Source organism: Kitasatospora sp. NPDC091276 (assembly GCF_040684355.1).
Classification (GTDB): Bacteria; Actinomycetota; Actinomycetes; order Streptomycetales; family Streptomycetaceae; genus Kitasatospora.
The window spans coordinates 84,478-102,018 of the sequence record NZ_JBFBFU010000018.1; the positions used below are offsets into that span (position 1 = coordinate 84,478).

Genomic DNA, 17,541 nt, shown 5'->3' on the forward strand with positions numbered 1-17,541 from the left:
CCCTGCGCCCCTACGGCGGCTCGCGCATCCGGTGGCGGGCCCCTCCCGGTCAGGCCCCGGGGAGGGTGATCGACTGAGCGTGGTGGAACACCTCCGCGCCGTCCCAGTACGCCTTGGTGCGCTGCAGCCGCGGGTAGTTCCCCTTGTAGTAGAGCCGCTGGTAGGCCGGGTCCGGCTGGTCGGCCGTGCCCAGGTCGACGTCCGGGTAGTTGACGTAGGCGCCGTCCGTCGCGGTGTCGATCTCCGGGACACCGCCGGTCTCCCGGTAGACGTCCCGGTAGAGCCCGCCGAGGTACGCCAGGTGGTCGGCGTCCTGGGCCTCGTCGGTCCAGTACGTCTGGTACTGGAGCTTCATGATCGAGTCGCGCTGGGGGACGGCGGTCTCCTCGGGCCCGCGGGCGTTGATCCGGCAGCCGTAGGAGTCGATCTGCACCAGCGTCTTCGTGAGGTCCACGCCCTCGACGTCCCGCACCAGCCAGTCCCAGAAGGTGGCGATCTGGGCCCGGCTGAACGGCTCGCGGTGGTAGGCCGACTTGTACTTGCCGCGCTGGTTGTCGCCCGACGGGTTGAGCGTCATGGTGGCCTGGAACCAGGGCAGTTGGCGACGCTTCTCCGGGTAGGGCAGGAACAGCCCGCCGGCGCTGTGGGTCTGGACCACCGACCGCGTCGCCATCCCGCGCTCGACGGCCGCCAGGAACGCGTCGAGCGGCCCCGGGTCGTCACCGTCCCACTGGCTCACCAGGACGACGTTCCCGTTGGAGCGGTGGGTGAGCTTGAGGATCGCGAACAGGCCCTGGTAGGTCGGCTCCCGCGGGCCGCTGTGCTCGGCCATGAAGGCGCCGAAGTTACGCACCAGGGTCTCGAAGTCGCCGGGCCGCTCCACCAGTTCGCCCCAGGGCCAGGCGACGCTGCTGAGCCAGACCCGGGGCGGCGGCTTCGGCACGCCGACCGCGAAGTGGTAGCGCAGCACCACCCCGAAGTTCCCGCCGCCGCCCCCGGTGTGGGCCCAGAAGAGGTCCGCCTCCGGGGAGCCCTCGCCGTCGTCGCGGTGCGCCCTGGTCACCACGGCGGTGCCGCCCCGCACGGTGACCACGTCGACCTGGACCAGGTGGTCCACGGTGAGCCCGTGCCGCCGCGAGAGCAGGCCGAACCCGCCGCCGCAGATGTGCCCGCCCGCGCCGACCGAGTAGCAGGACCCGGCCGGCAGCGTCACCGCGTACGCGCGGAAGAGCGTGGTGTAGACGTCCCAGTTGGTGGCCCCGCCCTCCACGCAGTACGTCGGACGGCCGAACTTGTCCGTGGCGGCGGCGACACCCCGCATCATGCCGAGGTCGAGGATGACGCCCCCGTCGTTGTCGACGAAGCCCTCGTAGCAGTGCCCGCCGCCGCGGACGGTCGGCCGCATCCCGTGGTCCAGCGCCCGGTTCAACTCGCCCACGGCGTCGGCCTCGTCGGCCACCAGGCGGATGTGGGCGGGGCTGCTGCGCCAGCGCTGGTTGAAGCCCTGGCCGAGCGTCCGGTAGCGGGGATCGCCCGGCCGGACCGACCGCCCCTCCGGCGGCTCCCGGCGCGCCCCGGCCGCGGCCGCCGTGCCCGTCGAGCCGCCGGACACCCCGGCCGCCGCCGCACCGGCGGTGCCCAGGAATCCCCGTCGGGAGAATGCGCCCTCCATGGCCCGACCTCACTTTCTCGGCGATGAGAGAAGCTGGCGGCGGCACGCTAACACAGGTATTCGAGGGTGGGAATCCTTTAACGAACTAGTGTGACAGTACGTCATTTTGGACGAATCAGCGCAGGTCCCAGGCCGCTGCGGGCCCGGCGGCCGATTGAACTATCAGTGTCAGTGGTATCGGCTACGGTCCCCGACATCCGAGAAGAATCCGAGAAGAACTCGTTTCCGAGGAGGGCCGGATGGCGATCCACCGCCGCGTTCACGCCGCATTTCCGGTTCGCGCCGTCATCCGCGTTCGCACGGCCGTCCGCGTTCACGCCGCCCTCCGGGGGCTCGGCCGGAAAACGCGGATGTGGTGGCCGGCGCCGCCGACCACCACATCCGTTCACACGTACCTCAGGCCTCCGGGGGCCGCGCGGCCAGTCCTGCCGGGCGGGCCTTGCGGGCCGCGCGGGCCGGCACCGGCCGACCGCTCGGCCCCGTCAGGCCGCTCAGCCCCGTCAGGCCGCCGGGAAGATCGCCGCGTCCGGCTTCAGCAGTTGGCCGGGCTTCGGCGCGGTGCCGTCGACCAGGTAGCGGGTGACCAGCGCGTTCAGCGCCTGGCTGCGGCCGACGGCGCAGTGCTCGATCGAGTCCACGCTGACCAGCACGGCGTTGCCCAGCTGCTGCTGCATCCGCTGGGCGAACTTGTACTGGGTGGCCGGGTCGTAGAGGTTGCCGATCACCATGACGGTGTTCGAGGTCTTCTTGTTCCACGGGCCGCTGAAGCGCTCGGCGTCCCGGGCCGGGGCCGGCCAGCTCGCGCAGGCGGGCGCGTCGAAGGCCTGGTAGCGGCCGAAGGTCGGCGACTCCTTCTCCCAGGCCTTGGCGACGTTCGGGAAGACCCGGTCGTTCGACGGGTACGGCTTGTCCTGGCAGTTGACGCCCATGTAGGAGTCGTCGGCGGTGTACTCGGAGTCGGCCGGGGCCTCGCGCAGCGCCCGCGGGGCGTTCACCGCGAGGATGTTGGCGTCGTCGTCCGAGACGGTCGCCTTCGGCGCCATCAGCGTGTTCGCGGCCGGCTTCTGGACGAGCTGGTACGTCGCCTGCAGCGACTTGGCCAGCGGCGCCAGCTTGGCCTGCGAGTACAGCGCGCTGGCCACCTCGCTGGTGAAGGTGCTCAGCGTCACCTGGGAGCCGTTCGGCAGGGTGACCGGGCTGGTCCGCAGGTGGTCGCGGAGCTGGTCGAACTTGGCCCGGGTGTCGCCCTCGCCGAAGGCGCAGCGCGGGGCGCCGGCGGCCTGGCAGCGCTTCAGGAACTCGTCCAGGGCCAGCTCGAAGCCGCCCGCCCGCTGACGGTCGTACTCCAGGCCGTCGTGCAGGCGCAGGTTCGGGTCGACGTTGCCGTCGACGATGATCGTGCGCACCTTGTTCGGGTACATCCCGGCGTAGGTCGCGCCGATCAGGGTGCCGTAGGAGAACCCGGCGAAGTTGAGCTGGGAGTCGCCGACGGCGCGGCGCATCCGGTCGAGGTCGCGGACCACGTTGATGGTCGACATGTGCTCGATCAGCGGGCCGGCGTTCTTGCTGCACGCGTCGGTGTAGTCCTGGTCCGCGTCCAGCGTCTCGTTGATCTCGGCCTTGGTGACCGGCACCCCGACCATGCGGCCGTTGACCGCGTCGGCGTCCTCCTGGGTCTTGAAGCACTTGAGCGGGTTGCTCCGGGCCACGCCACGGGGGTCGAAACCGACCAGGTCGAAGCGCGACTGCACCTCGGTACCGAACCGGGTGGTGGTCGCCCACAGGTAGCCGCTACCACCCGGGCCGCCCGGGTTGAGGAACAGCGAGCCGATCCGCTTGGACGGGTCGCTCGCCCGCCGGCGCATCATGGCGATGCCGATCTTCTCACCCGACGGGTTGTCATAGTCCAGCGGCACCGGGTACACGGCACAGTCGTAGATACCTGGGTCCGGCTTGCTCGGGTCGGGGTTACACGGGGTCCAGTTGACAGCGGCGACCTTCGCCTCGGCCGCCGCACCCGGCGCCAGGTCTATCGGCGCTGCCGATGCCGCGACAGCACTACCGGTGACGAGGGCGAGGGCGCAGGTGACCGCTCCGGCCAGCGTGGATATACGGGACAAGGAACCTCCTCAGTACTGAAAGGGCGGCCCCAGCCTGTCAGTCTGAGATCTCCATGTGAAGACCTGGAAGCAGCGTAAATGTTTCGATGCCGTCCACTTTGCGACCGGATTATTCTGTGAATGAACCAACTTGACGGTTGATTGACCTGATCGCTCGTCACCATCGAGCCCCCACCCCGGCCACCGCCGCATCCGGGCCGCCGGAGCGCCGCCCTACGGCATTTCGTGCGGCGAGGCCGCCACACCCCGCCGGGGGTTCCGTTTCAAACTGCCGCCAAGCGACGGGAGTTCGAAGAAACGCCCTACCGTCCGGCCGCCCCGCGCAGCGCAGTCGCCACCAGCCCCTGGACCTCGTCCACGCGGACTTCCCCGCCGCCCACCAGCCGGTCGAAGACCAGTCCGTCGACGCAGGCCAGCAGGGTGGCGGTCCGCCCGTCGGGGTCGGGCACACCCTGGTCGGCCAGGAAGGTGCGGACGGCGGCGCGCGCCGCGCCGCGTAGGGCGTGTCCCGCCGTTCCCGCCGGGCGCGCGACGCCGGGAACGACGAGACTCGCCCTGGGCGCACCGCCCGGCCACCCTCGGCCCCGGAGGGGACGGCGTCACCGCGGCCCGCACCGTCCGGGAACCGGTCGGTGCGGGCCATCGACTTGACCGGGAAACTGATGAGGCGCCATATTACTTTCATGACGCAACGCCCCGACGCCGGCAGCGGCGCCCCCACTCTCGACCAGGCGCGCCGCCAGATCGCCCGCTACGGCCTCACGGCCGACCCGCAGGCGATCCTGGTCGCGGCCCGGCTGATGGCGGCGGGCGCCCGGATCGGCCAGGCCGGGGAGGTGCACTTCGCCCGGTTCGGGCTCTCCACCGGCCGCTACCGACTGCTGGCCGACCTGGAGGACCACGGCGGCGAGAAGTCGCCCTCCCAGCTCGCGGCCGGCCTCGGCGTCTCGCGGGCGACCGTGACCGGCCTGGTGGACGGCCTGGAGCGGGAGGGCCTGGTGGTCCGCCGCCCGTCCGCCGAGGACGGCCGCGCCAACGTGGTGGTCCTCACCGCACGCGGCGCGCAGCGGCTGCGCGATCTGGCGCCCGAGCACTTCGCCCGGATGCAGGCACTGGTCGGCGGGCTCTCGGTCGAGGAGCGCGCCACCTTCCTCGACCTCCTGGCCAGGGTGGTCGAGGGTGCCGACGCGCTGACCGCGGACTGACCCGGCCGAGAACGGCGGGCCGCGCAAGGCGGCCCGCCGACTTCACGACCCAATAGTTAGGCACCTAAGCACTAGTAGTTAGCCACCTAATCACTTCACCCCAGCACCTCCGCAGGAGAAGCCCATGAGCAAGAAAGCACCCGGTGCACCGCCCCCCTTCACCCTGTGGCGGGAGGTCCTCGTCGCCTACGCGATGCCCGCCGTGATGGCCGGCATCGGCGGGGCCGTCACGCACCAGCCGCAGCTGATGATCGCCGCGGCCACCACGATCGGCGGCACCTCGGCCGTCGTCGCCACCCTGGTCGGCTCCGCCCTGCGACGCCGACCCGACCGCCCCCCGGGCGGCCGGGCACCGCACGCCCTGCTGGCCCCCGCACTCGGCCTGGCCGCCGCGGCCGTCGCACTCGCCGTCGGCCTCGCGGCCGCGCACTGGCTGCCGCAGATCCACGGGCTCGCCACCAGCCCCTGGCCCGGCCGCCTTCCGATCGACCTGCCGGTCTCGTCGGCGATCGCGGCCACCGTGATCACCTGGCGCTGGCGCGGCAGCCGCCGGACCCGATCCCCGCAGCACCGACTCTCCACCCGACCGGAAGGACAGACCTCATGATCGTCGTCATGGGCGCCGGAGGCGCCACCGGCGGTGCCACCCTGCGCGGCCTCGCCGCCCTCGGTGCACCGAGCCGCGCACTCAGCCGCGACCCCGCCCGCCTCGCGGCCGGCCTCGACGACCGGACCCTCGCACTGACCGAGACGCTCCCGGCCGACGCCGCCGACCCGAACTCCCTGCGCGAAGCCTTCCGTGGCGCGCACCAGCTCTTCCTCACCATGGCCAACGGCCCGCACCAGGTCCAGCACGAGCTGGCCGCGATCGACGCGGCGGTCGAGAGCGGCGTGGAGCACATCGTCAAGATCTCCGCACCCGCAGCCGAACCGGACTCCCCCGTGGCCGTCTCGCGCGGCCACCACCTGGTCGAGGAGCGCCTGCGCGCGTCCGGCGTCACCGCGACGGTGCTGCGGCCGTACGCGTTCATGCAGAAGCTGCTGCTGCTGGCCCCCGGCATCGCCGCCGCCGGGGTGGTGCACGGCGCCATGGGCCAGGCCCGCTGCAACTACGTCGACGCCCGGGACATCGGCGACGCCGCGGCCGAGGTGCTCACCCGCCCGGAGCTCGCCGGCGGAACGTATCCGCTCACCGGCGGCCGGGCGTACAGCTACCCGGAGCTCACCGGGCTGCTCGGCGAGTTGCTCGGCCGCCCGGTCCGCTACCTCGACCTGCCCCCGGCCGGGCTGCACGCCCACTTGGTCGAGCGGGCCGGGATGCCGCCCTGGCTGGCCTCCCACGTGGTGGAGATCCAGCAGCTCGCGGTGGTCCGCCGGGAGGCGCCCGACGACACCCTCGCCCACCTCACCGGGCGCGCCCCGCGCACCCTGGAGGCGTTCCTCCAGGAGCACCTGCACCGCTTCCGCCGACCGTCCTGACACCATCCGGGCGCCATTCGGGTCTCTCTCCGGCGCCTCTCGGACAGCGCTCCGACACCTTGGCGGGCCCGGCGGCCGGGCCGGAACCGGGCCGGGAAGCCGGGCCCGCCACCCGAAGGGAGCAGCATTCGCTGTGGCGTGGATCACGATCGAGAATTAGGCCTGACGATCCGTCAATTCGACTGACATCCAGTCACATGACTTTCGGGCCCACCCAGTTGTTGACTGACTCAACGTCAGCTCAGGCCATTTCCGGCCTAGTTGAGCCAAGTATCGGGCCATACGGCGCCTCGCGCCCGGGGCTACCATCAGTCGGGTTGTCCGCTCCGGCCCCGGAGTGGGGTCACCCGGTCAGGCGAGTGCTCCCACCGCCCCGAAGGGCCGGGCATCAGTCGGAACGGGGCGAGGACGAGGAGCGTACGGGCTGCCATGACAGCTGAACCGAGCACGGAGCAGTCCGCCACGCCGCCCCACGCCACACCACCCCGATCCACACCACCCCACGCCACGCCGCCACAGGCCCCACCGCCACAGGCCCTCTTCCCGGGCCGTCCGGCCGCCGCACCGCGCACCCTGGTCGACGTCCTGGACGCCACCGTCCGCGCCCACCCCGACGAACCCGCCCTGGACGACGGGCGCACCGTGCTCAGCTACCGCGCCCTGGCCGCCGAGGTCGAGCAGCTGCGCCGCCGGCTGGCCGCCGCCGGGATCGGCCCGGACGACCGGGTGGGCGTGCGGGTCCCCTCGGGCACCAACGACCTGTACGTCTCGATCCTCGCCGTGCTCGCCGCCGGCGCCGCCTACGTGCCGGTCGACGCAGAGGACCCGGACGAGCGCGCCCAGCTGGTCTTCGGGGAGGCCGGCGTCGCCGCGTCGCTCGGCGCCGACCGCGCGCTGACCGTCCACCGCGAACGCCCGGTCCCCGACCCCGGCGAGGCGGCCGCGGACCACCGCCCCCGCCCGACGCCGGCCGACGACGCCTGGATCATCTTCACCTCCGGCTCCACCGGCCGCCCCAAGGGCGTGGCCGTCACCCACCGCAACGCCGCCGCCTTCGTCGACGCCGAGGCGGCGCTCTTCCTCCAGGACGAGCCGATCGGCCCCGGCGACCGCGTGATGGCCGGCCTGTCGGTGGCCTTCGACGCCTCCTGCGAGGAGATGTGGCTGGCCTGGCGCCACGGCGCCTGCCTGGTGCCCGTCCCCCGCTCCCAGGTGCGCAGCGGCGCCGACCTCGGCCCCTGGCTGGCGGAGCAGGAGATCACCGTGGTCTCCACCGTCCCGACGCTGGCCGCGCTCTGGCCGGCCGAGGCGCTCAACGAGGTGCGGCTGCTGATCTTCGGCGGCGAGGCCTGCCCGCCGGAGCTGGTGCAGCGGCTGGTCACCGAGGGCCGCGAGGTCTGGAACACCTACGGCCCCACCGAGGCCACCGTGGTCGCCTGCGCCGCGCTGCTGACCGGCGACGGCCCGGTCCGGATCGGCCTGCCGCTGGACGGCTGGGACCTCGCCGTGGTCGACGAGACCGGCGAGCCGGTCGCGGCCGGCGGTACCGGCCAGCTGGTGATCGGCGGGGTCGGCCTGGCCCGCTACCTCGACCCGGAGAAGGACGCCGAGAAGTACGCGCCGCTGGCCTCGCTCGGCTGGGAGCGGGCGTACCGCAGCGGCGACCTGGTCCAGGCCGACCCGGCCGGCCTGCTGTTCCTCGGCCGCACCGACGAGCAGATCAAGCTCGGCGGTCGCCGGATCGAACTCGGCGAGGTCGACGCGGCGCTCCAGGCCCTGCCCGGCGTGGCGGGCGCGGCCGCCGCCGTCCGCACCGCGCGCGGCGGCAACCAGCTGCTGGTCGGCTACCTGGTCGTCCAGGACGGCTTCGACCGCGAGCAGGCCGTCGAGAAGCTGCGCGCCGGGTTGCCGGCCGCCCTGGTGCCGCTGCTCGCGCCGGTCGACACCCTGCCCACCCGCACCTCCGGCAAGGTCGACCGGGCCGCCCTGCCCTGGCCGCTGCCCGAGCTGGAGAACGCCGGGCCGAGCGAGCAGCTGTACGGCACCGAGGCCTGGCTGGCCGAGCAGTGGGCCGAGATCCTCGGTGTGACGGTGAGCGGCCCGCGCGACGACTTCTTCGGCATCGGCGGCGGCAGCCTGGCCGCCGCCCGGCTCACCACGCTGCTGCGCACCCGCTACCCGAACGCCGCCGTGCTGGACGTCTACCAGCACCCGACGCTGCGCAAGCTCGCCCGGCACCTGGAGCGCACCGCCGCCCAGGGCGGCCAGGCCCGCACCATCGCCCTGGTGCCGACCCGGGCCAAGCTGCTCCAGCTGCTCCTGCTGATCCCGCTGTTCACCGTGGTCGGCCTGCGCTGGACGGTCGCCCTGCTGGCGGCCGGCAACCTGCTCTCCCACCTCGGCGACTACCCGTGGGCGCCCACCGCCTCCTGGTGGGCGGTCGGCGCGGGCGCCCTGGCGCTGTACAGCCCGGCGGGCCGGCTGGCGATCGCGGCCGGCGGCGCCCGGCTGCTGCTGCGCGGCCTGCGCCCGGGCAGCCATCCACGCGGCGGCGCCGTCCACCTGCGGCTCTGGACAACCGAGCGGCTCTCCGAGCTCAGCGGCGCCACCGCGCTGTCCGGCGCCTGGCTGGTCCGCTACGCCCGGGCGCTGGGTGCCAAGGTCGGGCCCGAGGTCGACCTGCACTCGCTGCCGCCGGTCACCGGGATGCTGAAGCTGGGCCGGGGCTGCGCCGTCGAGGCCGAGGTGGACCTGTGCGGCTACTGGCTGGACGGCGACCGGCTGGAGGTCGGCCAGGTCAAGGTCGGCTCCGGCGCCGTGGTCGGCACCCGCTCGACCCTGCTGCCCGGCGCCCGGGTCGGCAAGCGCGCCCAGGTACTGCCCGGCTCCAGCGTCACCGGGCACGTGCCGACCGGGCAGCGCTGGGGCGGCGCGCCCGCCGTCAAGCTGGGCCGCGTCGAGCGGGCGTGGCCCAAGGAGCGCCCGCCCCACCGGGTCTTCTGGGCCGCGCTCTACGGTGCCAGCGGCACGGCGCTCGGCCTGCTCCCGGTGGCGCCCGCGCTGGCCGCGCTCGCGGTCCTCGCCGGTTTCGTCCACCAGGGCGACGACCTCGGCGCGGCGCTCGGCGGCGCGCTGCTCGGCCTGCTGCCCGCCACCCTGGCGTACGGCGCGGTGTACGCGGCGCAGCTGGTGACCGCCGTCCGGTTGCTGAGCCGCGGTCTGGTCCCCGGGGTGCACCCGCTGCACGGCCGGGTCGGCTGGCAGGCGTGGACCGTCACCCAGCTGATGGACCGGGCCCGGGAGGTGCTCTTCCCGCTGTACGCGGGGCTGGTCACGCCGCTGTGGCTGCGGGCGCTCGGGATGAGGGTCGGCCGGGGCGCGGAGGTGTCCACGGTGCTGGCGCTGCCCAGCCTGACCACCGTCGGCGACGGCGCGTTCCTGGCCGACGACACCCTGATCGCGCCGTACGAGCTGGGCGGCGGCTGGGTGCGGCTCGGCGAGGCGAAGGTCGGCGAGCGGGCGTTCCTCGGGAACTCGGGAATGACCGCGCCGGGGCGGGCGGTGCCCAAGCGGGGCCTGGTGGGCGTGCTGTCGGCGACGCCCGAGAAGGCCAAGAAGGGCGGCTCGTACCTGGGCATGCCGCCGATGCGGCTGCCGCGCTCGGCGGACGAGGCCGACCAGAGCCTGACCTACGAGCCGCCGGCCCGGCTGCTCTGGGCGCGCGGGCTGGTCGAGCTGGCCCGGCTGCTGCCGGTGCTCGCCTCGGGGGCGCTCGGCGTGCTGACCGTCGCGGTGCTGTCCCGGCTGTCCGTCTCCTGGTCGGCGGGCGTGGCCGCGCTGCTCTCGGGCCTGGTGCTGCTGGGCGCCGGCGCGGTGGCCTGCCTGGTCGCGGTGGCGGCGAAGTGGCTGCTGGTCGGCCGGTTCCGGGCGGTGGAGCACCCGCTGTGGAGCAGCTTCGTGTGGCGCAACGAGCTCGCGGACACCTTCGTCGAGGTGCTGGCGGTGCCGTGGTTGGTCGGCGCGGTGCCGGGCACGCCGGTGCTGAACCTCTGGCTGCGGGCGCTCGGCGCGCGGGTCGGCCGCGGCGTCTGGTGCGAGAGCTACTGGCTGCCGGAGGCGGACCTGGTCACCCTCGGGGACGGCGTCACCGTCAACCGGGGCTGCGTGGTGCAGACGCACCTCTTCCACGACCGGATCATGCGGATGGATACTGTGGTCCTCCGCGAGGGCGCCACCCTGGGCCCGGGCGGCATCGTGCTGCCCGGCAGCACGGTGGGCGCGCGCAGCACGCTGGGCCCGGCCTCGCTGGTGATGCGCGCCGAGTCCGTCCCCGCCGACACGCGGTGGCTGGGCAACCCCATCGAGGCGTGGCAGCCCACGTCATGACCACCCGTCCCGGCCCGCAGGAAGTGCCCGCCCCCGTGAAGCCCAAGCACGTCCCGGCGGCCGCCGGCGCCCCCGACCCGTACTTCCCGGCCAGCGGCGACCACCGCTACCGGGTCCACCGCTACGAGCTCGTGCTGGACTACCGGCCCGGGCCGAACCGGCTGGCGGCCTCGGCCCGGCTGAGCGCCGTGGCGGACGCGGCGCTGGCCGAGTTCGCGCTGGACCTGGCCGAGTTCCGGATCGGGCGGGTGCTGGTCGACGGCAAGGCCGCCCGTTACACCCACCGCGCCGGCAAGCTGCGGATCCGTCCGGCCAGGGCACTGGCGGCGGGGGCGGCGTTCACCGTCGAGGTGCACTACACCGGCAACCCCCGTCCGGTGCGCAGCCCGTGGGGCGGCCTGGGCTGGGAGGAGCTGACCGACGGCTCGCTGGTCGCCAGCCAGCCGGTCGGCGCGCCGTCCTGGTTCCCGTGCAACGACCGGCCCGCCGACAAGGCGACGTACCAGATCGCGGTCACCACGCCGTCCCCGTTCACCGTGCTGGCGAGCGGCCGGCTGCTGACCCGCACCACCCGGGCGTCCAGCACCACCTGGGTGTACGAGCAGAGCGCGCCGACCTCGCCGTACCTGGTGACGGTGTCGATCGGCCACTACCGGCCGGTGCCGCTGGCGGCCCGCCCGGCCGTGCCGCAGACCGGCTACGTGCCGGAGCGGCTGGTCCCCGCGTTCACCCGGGACTTCGGGCGGCAGCCGGAGATGATGGCGTACTTCGGCGAGGTGTTCGGGCCGTACCCGTTCGGCGAGTACGCGGTGGTCGTCGCGGACGAGGAACTGGACGTCCCCGTGGAGGCGCAGGGCGTCGCCACCTTCGGGACGAACCACCTCGGCGGTGGCTGGGAGCGCGAGCGGCTGATCGCCCACGAGCTGTCGCACCAGTGGTTCGGCAACAGCGTGACGATCGCCGACTGGCGGCACATCTGGCTCAACGAGGGCTTCGCCAAGTACGCCGAGTGGCTGTGGTCCGAGCACGCCGGCGGCCCGGCCGCGGCCACCCACGCCGCCGCCGCGCACGGACTGCTGGCCGGGCTCCCGCAGGACCTCAGGCTCGCCGACCCGGGCCGCAGGCTGATGTTCGACGACCGGCTGTACCAGCGCGGCGGCCTCGCCGTGCACGCGCTGCGGCGAGCGCTGGGCGAGGACGCCTTCTTCGCGATGCTGCGGGACTGGACGAGCATCCACCGGCACGGCGTCGTCGGCACCGCCGACCTGCTCGCGCACGCCTCCCGGTACGCGGCCGCCCCGCTGGCCCCGGTCTTCGAGGCCTGGCTGCAGCGGCCCGAACTCCCGCCGCTGCCGGGCTGACCGGGCCGGCAGCGAAATCGGGGGGCGTTCGCGGGGCGTTTGCGGGGCGTTTGCGGAGATGACGGGTGGATCCTTCGGAGCGGCCTGGCTAGGTTGGGTTCGTCTGCTGCCCGTCCGTGTTGGCGGGCGGCCCCCGCCCGCGGACCTCGCCGACGGTCTCGTCGGCGGACCTCGTGGCAGACCACGCCGACGGGCCTCCCCGCCGGACCACGCCGAAGGATTCAGAGGATCAGATGACCGATCAGTCCGACGAACTGCTGCCGACCACCCGCCGCGCCCTGCTGCACCGGATCGCCGTCGCCCAGGCCGAAGGCCGCACGCCCTCCCTGGCCGCCGCAGTGGTCCGGGACGGCCGACTGGTCTGGAGCGGCGCCCGCAGCATGATCGACGGACACGCGCCGACCCCCGACGTCCAGTACCGGATCGGCTCGCTCACCAAGACCTTCGTCGCCGTGCTCGTGCTGCGGCTGCGCGACGAGGGCCTGCTCGACCTCGCCGACCCGCTCGCCCGACACCTGCCCGGCACCCCGGCCGACGGCGCGACCATCGCGCAACTGCTCGCCCACACCGCCGGGCTCGCCGCCGAGACGCCCGGGCCCTGGTGGGAGCGGACCGACGGCTCCCTGCGGCCCGGACTGGACGACCTGCTGGAGCCCGGCGCCGCGATCAAGCACCCGGCCGGGCGCCTCCACCACTACTCCAACCCCGGCTACGCGCTGCTCGGCGCGCTGGTCGAGCGGCTGCGCGGCGAGCCCTGGGGCGAGGTGCTGCGGCGCGAGGTGCTGGCACCGCTCGGCATGGACCGCACCACCCTGCTGCCCGAGCACCCGCACGCCGGGGGCTTCGCCGTCCACCCGTGGGCCGACGTCATGCTGCCGGAGCCGCTCACCGACACCGGGCTGATGGGCCCGGCCGGCCAACTCTGGTCCACCGTCGCCGACCTGGCCCGCTGGGCGGCCTTCCTCTCCGCCGGGGACGACAAGGTGCTGGCCGCCGACTCGCTCGCCGAGATGCGCCGGCCCGCCACCGGCCCCGACGACACGGCCTGGACCTCCGGATACGGCCTCGGCCTGCAACTGCGCCGCCACGAAGGCCGGGTGCTGTACGGCCACACCGGCTCGATGCCCGGCTTCACCGCCGCGCTGTGGGTCAGCGATGAGGACGGCCTGGCCGCGATCGCCCTGTCCAACGCCACCACCGGCGCCGGCACCACCCTGGTGGCCACCCAGTTGATCACGCTGACCGCCGAGCACGAGCCCCGGCTGCCCGAGCCCTGGCGTCCGCTGCCCGAGGTCGACGAGGAGCTGCTGGCCCTCACCGGCCCCTGGTACTGGGGCACTTCGGCGCAGGCCCTGCGGCTGCGGGCCGACCGCGGCCTCGAACTGACCTCGCTCGCCGGCGGAGCCCGCAGCTCCCGATTCCGCGCCGAGCCGGACGGCACCTGGACGGGGCTGGACAACTACTACACGGGCGAGACCCTGCGGGTGGTCCGGACCGCCGACGGCACCGTCAGCCACCTGGACCTCGGCTCCTTCGTCCTCACCCGCGAACCCTACGGCCCCGCGCCCGTCATCCCGGGCGACGTCGACCCGCAGGGCTGGCAGGCCTTCTAGGTCCCGCCTGGGCGCGCGCTTCTCGGAGCACGCCGGTCGCGCGCAACATCACACCCGTCCACGGGAGTTCCGGGGGAATCCCGGGGGAGGGTGGCAGGCCCGGGCGCACAGGCGCCCGGGCTGTCCACCCCCGGCGGGCGAGCGCCCGGTGCCCGGCAGATGACCGGGAGGCGACGGGTGGTCCCATTCAGCAGTTGCACATCTGCGCTCCGCCGCACCGCAACATGGATGCCAACCGGCTCGGAGAGATATACGGGGACCGGTTCGCGTGCAGGCCCAACGCCTGCGGGCCGGGCCGGTGCCCTGGCGATCCAGGGCGCCGCCGATCGTGCTGCCCTGGAGGGTCCGCCATGACCACCGTCCCCACGTACGCTCCGACCGCAGTAGCCCCCACCCAGGACGCCCCCGCCGTCCCCGCCCCCCGCCGGCCGCAGGCCCCGGCCGCCTACACCGTCTCCCTCGCCCGCGACGCCGACGACGTGCGCGCCGCCCAGCGGCTGCGCCACCAGGTGTTCGCCGCCGAGCTCGGTGCCGTCCTGCACAGCCCGGTCGCCGGCCTCGACGTCGACCCCTTCGACGAGTTCTGCGACCACCTCCTGGTCCGCGAGGGCGAGCACGGCGCCGTCGTCGGCACCTACCGGCTGCTGCGCCCCGAGGCCGCCCGGCGGGCCGGACGGCTCTACTCCGACGGCGAGTTCGAGCTCTCCGCCCTGGCCCCGGTCCGCCCGGGCCTGGTGGAACTCGGCCGCTCCTGCATCCACCCCGACCACCGGGGCAACGGCGCCGTCATCAACCTGATGTGGGGCGGCATCGCCCGCTACCTCTCCGACACCGGCAACACCTGGGTCGGCGGCTGCTGCTCGATCCCGCTGGACGACGGCGGCGCCACCGCGGCCCGGGTCTGGGACACCGTCAGCGCCAAGTACCTGGCGCCCGAGCAGTACCGGGTCAGCCCGCGCCGCCGCTGGGACGCCACCGGCGTGCCGCGCGCCGAGCGCGGCGCGCTGCCCGCCCTGCTCCGCGGCTACCTGCGGCTCGGCGCCTGGGTCTGCGGCGAGCCCGCGTACGACCCGGACTTCGACTGCGTCGACCTGTACGTGCTGCTGTCGCTGGAGCGCACCGACCCGCGCTACCTGCGGCACTTCCTGTCCGGACTGCCCGCCCGGCCCCTCGGCGCCTCATCATGAGCGTCTGGCTGCCGACGGCCCCCTGCCGGCCCGAGACCTGCCTGGCCGAGACGGCGCCCGCCGTCTCGCACCCCCGGCGGGCGCTGCGGCTGGCGGCCTGCCTGGCGGCGGTGCTGGCGGGCGTGCTGCTCAGCTTGCCGCTGCGCCTCCTCCCGCACGGCACCCGGGAGCGGCTGATCCGGCTCTGGGCGCGCGTCCTGTTGCACACCCTCGGGGTCACCGTCCACCTCGGGACGCCGGGCGGCGCGCTCGGCGGCGGGACGCTCGTGGTGGCCAACCACGTGTCCTGGCTGGACATCCCGCTGATCGCGGCGGGCCGCCCGGGCCGCTCACTGGCCAAGACCGAGGTCCGCCGGTGGCCGGTGCTCGGGCCGCTGATCGCCTGGGGCGGCACCGTGTTCCTGGACCGCGACCGGCTGCGCGCGCTGCCCGACACCGTGGCGACGGTGGCCGAGGTGCTGCGCGCCGGCCAGCCGGTGATCGTCTTCCCGGAGGGGTCCACCTGGTGCGGGCGGGAGAGCGGCCGCTTCCGGCCCGCGCTGTTCCAGGCGGCGGTGGAGGCGGGCGCCTTCGTCCAGCCGGTGACGATCCGCTACCGGCTGGCGGACGGACGGCCGACCAGCGTGCCCGCCTTCATCGGCGACGACGGACTGCTCACCTCGCTCGCCCGGGTGGTCGCGGTGCGCGGTCTGGTCGCCGACGTGACGTTCCTGCCACCGATTCCGCCGCCCGCGCCGCAGGCCACCCGGGCGGGGGCGCGCCGGGAACTGGCCCGCACGGCGCAGGCGGCGGTCGAGGGCATCCGCTGACGTGGCGTCGGCACGCGGATCGGTCAGACCGGTCAGGTCGGCCGGACCCGTCAGGTCGGTCGGACCGTCCGGGCCTCGGCCAGCGGCTCCGGACCGGAGTTCGGGCCGAGGTCGGACGGGCCGGGGCCGGGGTCCGACACGGAGTCGGGGGCCGATTCCGGGAGGCCGGTGCCGCTCTGGGCGAGCGGGCGAGCCCGGCCCAGCAGGACGGCGACCAGGACGGCGGTGACGACGAGCGCGGCCGCACCGCAGCGCGCCGCGAGGTGGAGGCCCTCGATGAAGGCGCCGTCCACCGCGTCCTGGACCGGGCCGGGCAGCACGGCGGCCGCGCCGCCACCGCCGTGCCCCGCCCCGGCGGGCGCGTCCGCGATCGGGCCGACGGCGTCCGGCGGCACGCCGAGCCGGTGCAGGGCCGCGGTCAGGCTGCCGGTCATCCGGTTGGTCAGCACGGCGCCGAGCACCGCGATCCCGAGGACGCCGCCCAGCTCGCGCAGGGTGTTGATGCTCGCCGAGGCCATCCCGGTCTGCGCCGGGGCGACCCGTTGGAGCACCGCGATCGACACCGGGGTGAAGGTCATCCCCATCCCGAGGCCCATCGCGAACAAGGTCCACAGGTACTCGACGTAGTGGGCGTGCTCGCCGTAGAGGGACAGCCCGCCGAGGCCCCCCGCGCACAGCACGAGACCGAGCACCAACGGCAGCCGGGGCCCGTACCGTGAGGTCAGCCGGCCGGAGAGCGGGGCGGCGACGACGATCATCCCGGTCATCGGCAGCCCGGCGTAGCCGGCGTCGGACGGGGACCAGCCGAGCGGGCCCTGCATCAGCAGCGGCAGGAAGAAGAGCGCACCGAAGATCCCGAAGCTGACCATGAAGCCGCTGAGCAGCGCGCCGCCGAGGGCGCCGTCGCGGAACAGCCGCAGCTCCAGCATCGGTTCGGCGAGCCGCAGTTCGAGCACCAGGAAGGCGGCCAGCAGCACGAGCGCCGCGGCGCCGCAGAGGAGCACCCGGGTGTCCGTCCAGCCACGGGTCGGCCCCTCGATCAGCGCGTAGACCAGCAGGCCGAGGCCCGCGGCGGAGAGGACGAGGCCGCCGAGGTCGATCCGCCGGGCACGCGGGGGGATGTCCGGGAGCACGCGGGCGGCGAGCACCAGTCCGGCCACGCCGATCGGCACGTTGATCCAGAAAACGCTGGCCCACCCGAGGTGCTCGACCATCGGCCCGCCGACCACCGGGCCGATCGACAGACCCAACGCGGAGACCCCGGACCAGAGGCCGATCGCCCTGGCGCGCTCGCGCTCGTCGGTGAAGACGTGGCGCAGCAGGGCGAGGCTGCCCGGGGTGAGCAGCGCGGCCCCGACGCCTTGCAGCATCCGGGCGCCGACCAGCAGGCCGATCGTTCCGGCGAGCGCGGCGAGCGCGGAGCCGACCGTGAACAGCGCGAGGCCGAACCGGAACATCCGGGTGCGGCCGTGCCGGTCGCCGAGCGCGCCGCCGGTCAGCACGAACCCGGCGTAGACGAGGCTGTATCCCTCGACGACCCATTGCAGGCCGCTGATCCCGGCCTCCAGGTCCTGGCCGATGCGGGGCAGAGCGTTGTTGACGATGACGTTGTCCAGCATGGACATGAACATGGTGACGCAGAGCGTCAGTAGCGCGAGCCGTTTGCGCCGGGCGCTCGACTCCTGCATGGGAACCCTCCCGATTCCTGG

Annotated in this window: 11 protein-coding genes and 1 pseudogene; 8 read left to right on the forward strand and 4 right to left on the reverse strand. The window is 74.3% G+C overall.

Translation table 11 applies throughout. The features are described from left to right. Positions 1 to 49: 49 nt before the first annotated feature. From AB0O19_RS22760 to AB0O19_RS22770, 3 genes and pseudogenes are all read right to left on the reverse strand, one after another. The gene (locus tag AB0O19_RS22760) at positions 50 to 1,672 is read right to left on the reverse strand and encodes an FAD-binding protein (RefSeq protein WP_363621819.1); all 1,623 of its coding nucleotides are present in this window, start codon (positions 1,670 to 1,672) and stop codon (positions 50 to 52) included. 500 nt (positions 1,673 to 2,172) lie between these two features. Further along, complete coding sequence (locus tag AB0O19_RS22765) at positions 2,173 to 3,792, reverse strand: alpha/beta hydrolase (protein ID WP_363585578.1); 1,620 nt, start codon at positions 3,790 to 3,792, stop codon at positions 2,173 to 2,175. Between the two features lie 302 nt (positions 3,793 to 4,094). Further along, positions 4,095 to 4,289 (reverse strand): annotated as a pseudogene (locus AB0O19_RS22770) (TetR family transcriptional regulator); the annotation flags it as partial. Positions 4,290 to 4,475: 186 nt separating this feature from the next. Between AB0O19_RS22770 and AB0O19_RS22775 the strand changes: the two are divergent. From AB0O19_RS22775 to AB0O19_RS22810, 8 genes are all read left to right on the forward strand, one after another. Beyond that, positions 4,476 to 4,997, forward strand: a complete 522-nt coding sequence (locus AB0O19_RS22775; protein WP_363373080.1) for a MarR family transcriptional regulator — start codon at positions 4,476 to 4,478, stop codon at positions 4,995 to 4,997. Between the two features lie 124 nt (positions 4,998 to 5,121). Continuing rightward, complete coding sequence (locus AB0O19_RS22780) at positions 5,122 to 5,604, forward strand: hypothetical protein (protein WP_363621821.1); 483 nt, start codon at positions 5,122 to 5,124, stop codon at positions 5,602 to 5,604. Then, positions 5,601 to 6,476, forward strand: coding sequence for an NmrA family NAD(P)-binding protein (locus tag AB0O19_RS22785; RefSeq protein WP_363621823.1), 876 nt, complete (start codon positions 5,601 to 5,603; stop codon positions 6,474 to 6,476). The genes AB0O19_RS22780 and AB0O19_RS22785 overlap by 4 nt, the downstream gene beginning before the upstream one ends. Positions 6,477 to 6,905: 429 nt before the next feature. Further along, a complete protein-coding gene (locus AB0O19_RS22790; RefSeq protein ID WP_363621825.1) occupies positions 6,906 to 10,862 on the forward strand; it encodes a Pls/PosA family non-ribosomal peptide synthetase in 3,957 nt (1,318 codons plus the stop codon). Beyond that, positions 10,844 to 12,223 carry a M1 family metallopeptidase gene (locus AB0O19_RS22795; RefSeq protein WP_363621827.1) on the forward strand — a complete coding sequence of 460 codons (1,380 nt, stop codon included), beginning with the start codon at positions 10,844 to 10,846 and terminating at the stop codon, positions 12,221 to 12,223. The genes AB0O19_RS22790 and AB0O19_RS22795 overlap by 19 nt, the downstream gene beginning before the upstream one ends. 233 nt (positions 12,224 to 12,456) lie before the next feature. Further along, positions 12,457 to 13,836, forward strand: coding sequence for a serine hydrolase domain-containing protein (locus tag AB0O19_RS22800; RefSeq protein WP_363621829.1), 1,380 nt, complete (start codon positions 12,457 to 12,459; stop codon positions 13,834 to 13,836). A 350-nt stretch (positions 13,837 to 14,186) separates the two neighbouring features. Then, positions 14,187 to 15,023, forward strand: coding sequence for a GNAT family N-acyltransferase (locus AB0O19_RS22805; protein WP_363621831.1), 837 nt, complete (start codon positions 14,187 to 14,189; stop codon positions 15,021 to 15,023). Then, a complete protein-coding gene (locus tag AB0O19_RS22810) occupies positions 15,020 to 15,832 on the forward strand; it encodes a lysophospholipid acyltransferase family protein (protein ID WP_363585585.1) in 813 nt (270 codons plus the stop codon). Before AB0O19_RS22805 ends, AB0O19_RS22810 begins: the two co-directional genes overlap by 4 nt. A gap of 50 nt (positions 15,833 to 15,882) precedes the next feature. Here AB0O19_RS22810 and AB0O19_RS22815 read toward each other — a convergent pair whose 3' ends face one another. Further along, complete coding sequence (locus AB0O19_RS22815; protein ID WP_363621833.1) at positions 15,883 to 17,520, reverse strand: MFS transporter; 1,638 nt, start codon at positions 17,518 to 17,520, stop codon at positions 15,883 to 15,885. Positions 17,521 to 17,541: the final 21 nt, after the last annotated feature.